Source organism: Bacteroidota bacterium (assembly GCA_016183775.1).
Lineage (GTDB): Bacteria > Bacteroidota > Bacteroidia > JABDFU01 > JABDFU01 > JABDFU01.
Genome location: JACPDY010000084.1, coordinates 1 through 5,930, shown reverse-complemented (window position 1 = coordinate 5,930; position 5,930 = coordinate 1). Strand labels below are relative to the sequence as shown.

General features: G+C 40.5%; 8 protein-coding genes. All 8 read left to right on the top strand.

Annotation, left to right across the window (positions count from 1 at the left end):
- The coding region (locus tag HYU69_10550; protein MBI2270778.1) for a hypothetical protein at positions 1–276 on the top strand (276 nt) is incomplete at its 5' end.
- A gap of 66 nt (positions 277–342) precedes the next feature.
- Positions 343–1,125, top strand: coding sequence for a hypothetical protein (locus HYU69_10545; GenBank protein ID MBI2270777.1), 783 nt, complete (start codon positions 343–345; stop codon positions 1,123–1,125).
- 127 nt (positions 1,126–1,252) lie between these two features.
- Complete coding sequence (locus HYU69_10540; GenBank protein ID MBI2270776.1) at positions 1,253–2,059, top strand: SDR family oxidoreductase; 807 nt, start codon at positions 1,253–1,255, stop codon at positions 2,057–2,059.
- 31 nt (positions 2,060–2,090) lie between these two features.
- Positions 2,091–3,374, top strand: a complete 1,284-nt coding sequence (locus tag HYU69_10535; protein MBI2270775.1) for a beta-ketoacyl-[acyl-carrier-protein] synthase family protein — start codon at positions 2,091–2,093, stop codon at positions 3,372–3,374.
- Positions 3,375–3,406: 32 nt separating this feature from the next.
- Positions 3,407–4,402, top strand: a complete 996-nt coding sequence (locus tag HYU69_10530; protein MBI2270774.1) for a ketoacyl-ACP synthase III — start codon at positions 3,407–3,409, stop codon at positions 4,400–4,402.
- A gap of 29 nt (positions 4,403–4,431) precedes the next feature.
- Complete coding sequence (locus HYU69_10525; protein MBI2270773.1) at positions 4,432–4,941, top strand: hydroxymyristoyl-ACP dehydratase; 510 nt, start codon at positions 4,432–4,434, stop codon at positions 4,939–4,941.
- Positions 4,928–5,197, top strand: coding sequence for an acyl carrier protein (locus HYU69_10520; GenBank protein ID MBI2270772.1), 270 nt, complete (start codon positions 4,928–4,930; stop codon positions 5,195–5,197). Before HYU69_10525 ends, HYU69_10520 begins: the two co-directional genes overlap by 14 nt.
- 7 nt (positions 5,198–5,204) lie before the next feature.
- On the top strand, positions 5,205–5,930 hold a 726-nt coding region (locus HYU69_10515), incomplete at its 3' end, for a 4-phosphopantetheinyl transferase family protein (GenBank protein MBI2270771.1).

The following is a 5,930-nucleotide window of genomic DNA, read 5'->3' as shown; positions in this document are numbered from 1 at the left end:
GCAGCTTTGGAATATAATGTTCCGCTTAAAGTAGTTGATGCCTCATGGTTTAGTGAAAAAACATGGAATCCACTTAAACTTATATACAGGGATCTTGGTATGGGTATCATCGCGATACGTCATGCAAAAAAGATAGGGGCCTCCGCGATCGCATGCGGGGTAAAGCCGTCCGATTTTGATGCATTACCCTGGTTGCGGTCATTCTTAAAAACAGGAGCACTAATTTTAAAATTGTTCAGTATAAAACTCCTATTACCATTGAAAGAAGAAATATGATGAAAATTATTTCTCAAGGGTAAATCAAATCGAAATTAAAATAAACTGTCTGAAAAAACTAACCCCATGATACGAACCAGCCGCGCAGTTGCCCAACAACAAATGGCCAAACAAACTGCAAGAGATAAAAGAAAAATGATCTTATTGCGCAGGAAGGGGCTATTCGCTTCTCCTGAAAACCAGGGTTTTGAAATAAAACGTGCATTTAACATAAAAGAACTTTTAAATGCATACAGGATTGTACATGATATTTTTGTTGAACAGGGGTTCATCAAACCCTATCGCAATGGAATGCGTATCAGACCTTTCGAATTCAGTAAACAAATCGCCACATTTATTGCATGTGCAGAAGATAACAAGGTACAAGGGGTTTTAAGTCTGGTACAGGATTCTAATATGCTTGGGCTACCTTCCGATGGGGCTTTTTTTACTGAAATATCGCAATTAAGAAAACAAAACAGGCGCATTGCAGAAGTTACTAACCAGGCTATTGTACAAAATCACCGGAGTACATGCATGACAACACAATTGATGCAAACCATCATAGCGCAAGCGCTTCTTAAAAAGAATACAGATTTGATTATTGCGATCTCTCCATCTGAATTAAATTTTTATAACGAGTTAATGACATTTGAATGTATCAGTGATATTAAAAGCTATTCTAAAGAAATAAATGACCCTGTTGTTTTAATGCGATTGGATATTGAGCAAATTCCTAAGATCGATAGCACATCGAATGAAGCTCAACTTTTCGCCAAACGTTATTTAATAGATAACAATCCTTATATTTTAAAGGTAGGCCAGTGGGAAGAAGAAGCCAGATTCGCGTTTGATGTTTCCTTTTTTTAATGCTATAAGTTGAAACACGAAAACCTGATGATCACCGGCAGCATACAATAATAAACTGATATTGAATAACACTGATCGCTTTCCTTTGTGCACAAAAAACAATTAAACTGACTGATATAAATTAGTTATGAATAACATCTCATCAAAAAATTATTGGGCGCTGATACTTGGAGGTTCCAGCGGTTTTGGTCTGGCTACCGCCCGTAAGCTTGCTGAGGAAGGATTCAATATATGCATAGTACATCGCGATCGCAGGGGAGCTATGGAGGCTATCGACCAGGCATTTGAAAAAATAAGATCCAAAGGAATTCAATTTGTAAGTTATAATGTAAATGCCCTTACTGCAGATGGACAGGCTGCGGTGATCAATTCACTTAATGAAATATTATCAGGGAATGGTAAAATAAGATTAGTGTTGCACAGCATAGCCTTTGGCAATTTAAAACCATTGTCACCAGTTACAGAAAAAACATATTTAAGGGATGAAGATTTTTCCGGAACAATATATGCAATGGGTACCAGCCTGATTAGCTGGATTCAGAAGCTATTAAAAGAAAATATGCTTGCGGAGGATAGCCGTGTAATTGCTCTTACAAGTGAAGGTAGCAGTATCGCCTGGTCGTTTTACGCGGCCGTATCCGCAGCCAAAGCCGCTCTGGAAGCCATATGCCGTAGCATGGCCCTGGAGTTAGCCCCTTATGGAATAAAAACCAATGTGATCCAGGCCGGGGTAACAGATACGGCTGCATTGAGGTTCATTCCGGGTCATGAAAAAATCAAAGCTTTAGCCATTACACGGAATCCTTTTCATCGTTTAACTACTACAGAAGATGTAGCTGATGTAATATTTCTTTTATGTACAGATAATGCCCGGTGGATCAATGGAAGTATTATTAAAGTAGATGGGGGAGAAAGTATAAGCGGAGTACATTAAAATTAAAGCAATGAATGATTTTGAAAATAATATGAGGCGAGTTGTTGTTACGGGTCTTGGCGTTGTTGCTCCTAATGGCAGTAATGTAAATAAATTTAAAGAAGCTTTGTACACAGGCAAATCAGGCATTAAACACATTGCAGAGTTACAACAAAACGCATTCGCGAGCCAGGTTGGAGGCATCCCCGTAATAGAAGAATCTAACTATTCAATGTATTTTAATCTTGGTCACCTTGGCAAACCAAGCTCGGCAATTTTATACGGTTGCATGGCCGCTGAAGAAGCCTGGCTGGATGCAGGGTTATCCATGGGCACAAAAGATTCAAAGCTTGTAAACTGGGAATCAGGAATTATTTTGGGTACAGGAGTTGGTGGCGCTGATGTATTAGGCAATAGTGTTGTTCCGCAGGTAAATGCCGGAAACGTAAAAAGATTAGGCAGCGCCGCGGTCGAACAAGTGATGGTAAGTGGTGCCAGTGCTTATGTAGGAGGCATGTTAAGCCTTGGAAACAAGGTTACAACTAATTCCAGTGCATGTAGCACCGGTACCGAGGCAATAATAGATGCATTTAATCACATTCAACGCGGCGAAGCAGACCGCATGTTGGCAGGAGGATGTGAAGCGTATTCACCATATATATGGGGCGGATTTGATTCTATGCGGGTGCTGAACAGAAATTCAAATAATGAACCTGAAAAAGCATCCCGGCCCATGAGCGCTTCCGCTTCTGGTTTTGTACCCGGAGCAGGAGCAGGAGTACTTGTGCTTGAAGAAATGCAATTTGCCATAGCAAGGAGTGCGCGCATCTATGCAGAGCTGTTGGGAGGAACGGTTAATTGTGGCGGACAGAAAAACGGAGGGAGTATGACAGCCCCTAATTCTGAGGCCGTTCAACGGTGTATTCGTGGAGCTCTGACAAAATGTAATATATCGCCAGATGAGGTAGATGCCATTAGCGGTCATTTAACTTCTACTATGGCCGATCCGCTGGAAGTGAGAAACTGGGCAGAAGCCCTGGGTCGCAAAGGAAAAGATTTTCCATTTATCAATTCCACTAAATCCATGATAGGGCATTGCCTTGGTGCGGCTGGAGGTATAGAAACAATAGCAGCAGTATTAGAATTATATGAAGAGTTTTTTCATCCTTCTATAAATTGTGAAGACCGACATGCTTCAATTGCAGCATTAATTGATCACGACAAAATTCCGCAAACGACAAAATGGAACGTTAAATTAAACATTATTGCCAAAGCCAGTTTCGGCTTTGGTGATGTAAACAGTTGTTTAATCTTAAAGAAGTGGAACAACAAATAAATAAGAATAAATACCATTAATAAAAATACAGTATGTTGTATTTACATGGGATAGGACATTTTTTTCCGGAGAACATCATCACCAATGATTTTTTAAGCAGTCTTAACATTGGTGTCGACATAAACTGGATTATTGAAAGGGTCGGCATTGAAGAAAGGCGAACCGTTTTACCTTTGGATTATATCCGTTCAACAAAAAACAAAGATGTAAGGGCAGCAGTTGAAGCTGCTCAATACGGCAACGCGGAAATGGGTAAACAGGCCGCATTGATGGCTATTGAAAGAGCTGGCATCCAGAAGCAAGAGATCGGCATGGTCATATCTTCCTCCTGTGTTCCTGATAGAAGTACTCCTGCAGAGGCTGCAACTATAGCCGCCGCACTGGAAATAGAATGCATGGCCATTGATATAAATACAGCCTGTAGCAGCTTTGGAGTGGTCAATAATTTATTGGACAATCTGAATAACTCTTTTATGCCGCTTTATGTACTGATAGTCAATGTAGAATCAATGACTAAGGTGGTCGATTATACTGACAGGAGTTCCGCCGTTTTATGGGGCGACGGATGCAGCGCAAGTATTATTTCTTCACGGGTAAAAAGCAATGTTCGGCTAAGCCGGTTTGGCAGCTGGAGCTCTCCTTCCCAATGTGAAAAAGTACGAGCCCCACGGGTTGGATATTTTTCCCAGGACGGAAATGCTGTCCAAAATTTTGCCATCAAAAATACAGTTGGAATGATAAAAGAATTAAGTCAAGACAAGGCTTATAAAACAGGTGATTTTCATTTTATCGGTCATCAGGCGAATTATAAAGTATTGACATCGGTTTGTCAACGCTGCGAAATCAGTGCAGAAAATCATTGGCATAATGTTATTCTTAAAGGAAATACAGGCAGCGCAGGGGCTCCTTCAGTACTGAGTATGAATTTTGAAAAATTAAAAATCGGAACAAATATTATTTTGGCAGTATTGGGTGCCGGACTTACCTGGTCATCCATGCTTATAGAAGTTAAAGCACAAGCAGATTAGTAACAGAAAGAATATAAACTGAACAAAAAATGATCATACAAATACGTCAACCATTATCAACGGGAGAAATAGTACACTTGCTGCCTCAGCAACCCCCTTTTCGCTTTGTTGATGAGATCATCCAGGTAAATGGCAACAATATCAGGGGGAAATATTGTTTTAAAGAAGATGAATTTTTTTACAAAGGACATTTTCCCAAAAACCCCGTAACACCAGGGGTAATACTTACCGAATGTATGGCGCAAATTGGTTTGGTGTGTATGGGAATATCATTGATTGGTGACAAAGAAATCATGAACTACGTAACACTTGTATTCACACAATCGGAAGTTGAATTTCTGAGAATTGTATACCCGGGTGAAACAGTAATTGTTGAAGCAGAGAAAATATTTTTTCGAAGAAATAAATTAAAATGCAAAGTAAAAATGATAACTCAACAGGGTGAAGAAATTGCCTCCGGAATTCTAAGCGGCATGTTTATTCCCCGTGATAGCAGCAATAATCAAACAACTAATCTAAACAACCATGAAAACAAGTAAAAATGCAGATGCTCAGGCCATCAGGGAAAAACTAATGGAGCTGATCAGGCAGTACGTGCCGGCAGAAATTAACCTCGATACTATTAACGACAATTCGGATCTGATAAAAGATCTGAAGATCAACTCAACCCGTTTTGTAGATATCATATTAGATATGGAAGATAAATTCGGTATCACTATTGATGACAAAACTGCCGATGGAATGCGGACTGTTGCTGACGCAATAGCAGTTGTCACAAAGCAAAAAACAACATAACATTCAGATGTTTATTGGGAACGATATTGTAAGCATAAAGCATGCTGTAGAAAACAAGCACTTTCTTACACAGCGCTATTTAAATAAGCTATTCACTCCAAAGGAGCAACGTTATATATGTTCAAGCAATATGCTTGCCTATGCAGCATGGCTTATATGGACAGCAAAAGAGAGTGCTTATAAAATATATAATAAGCAATCGGGCAAACGCATGTATTATCCTAAAAAATTTGAAGTAACTGTGAGTGATAACCAGCTTGTGCCATACATCCGGTCATTGAAAACCAACAATACAAAAGAAATGCAAGCCCTGACGTCATCCGGGGTATTATTATCGGGCCGTGTGCGTACGCCCCTAAAAAATGTTTTTGTATCATTTTTCCCGACTCATGATTTTATACATACGCTGGCGGCTGAGAATAACGCTCATCTCAAAAATATCCGATGGGGAATTGCATCTATCTCCTCCATAAAATACAAATCACAATCGTCACAGGTCCACCATCGCAAATGTGATATGCGTGTCGGGCGGAATGTCCTCGAGAGCCTGTTTGCCGACGATCTCGGGAATGAGCCGCGGGGCCAGGCCGCGGTTTGGCCCCTTGGTTGTCAGCATATCCCGCGTAAAGGTCTCGCCTTTTCGGATGCCACGAGTCGAGCAGATCGTCGGGCGCTTCTGATCGAACATCTTCAGCTCGCACGGCAAGACTTCTCGGCCATCTCGGAGTCCCTT

What these genes read in the sequence shown, in the direction of transcription:
- HYU69_10520 (MBI2270772.1), top strand. Translation starts at nt 4,928, where the DNA reads ATGAAAACAAGTAAAAATGCAGATGCTCAGGCCATCAGGGAAAAACTA.
- HYU69_10530 (MBI2270774.1), top strand. Translation starts at nt 3,407, where the DNA reads ATGTTGTATTTACATGGGATAGGACATTTTTTTCCGGAGAACATCATC.
- HYU69_10545 (MBI2270777.1), top strand. Translation starts at nt 343, where the DNA reads ATGATACGAACCAGCCGCGCAGTTGCCCAACAACAAATGGCCAAACAA.
- HYU69_10535 (MBI2270775.1), top strand. Translation starts at nt 2,091, where the DNA reads ATGAGGCGAGTTGTTGTTACGGGTCTTGGCGTTGTTGCTCCTAATGGC.
- HYU69_10525 (MBI2270773.1), top strand. Translation starts at nt 4,432, where the DNA reads ATGATCATACAAATACGTCAACCATTATCAACGGGAGAAATAGTACAC.
- HYU69_10540 (MBI2270776.1), top strand. Translation starts at nt 1,253, where the DNA reads ATGAATAACATCTCATCAAAAAATTATTGGGCGCTGATACTTGGAGGT.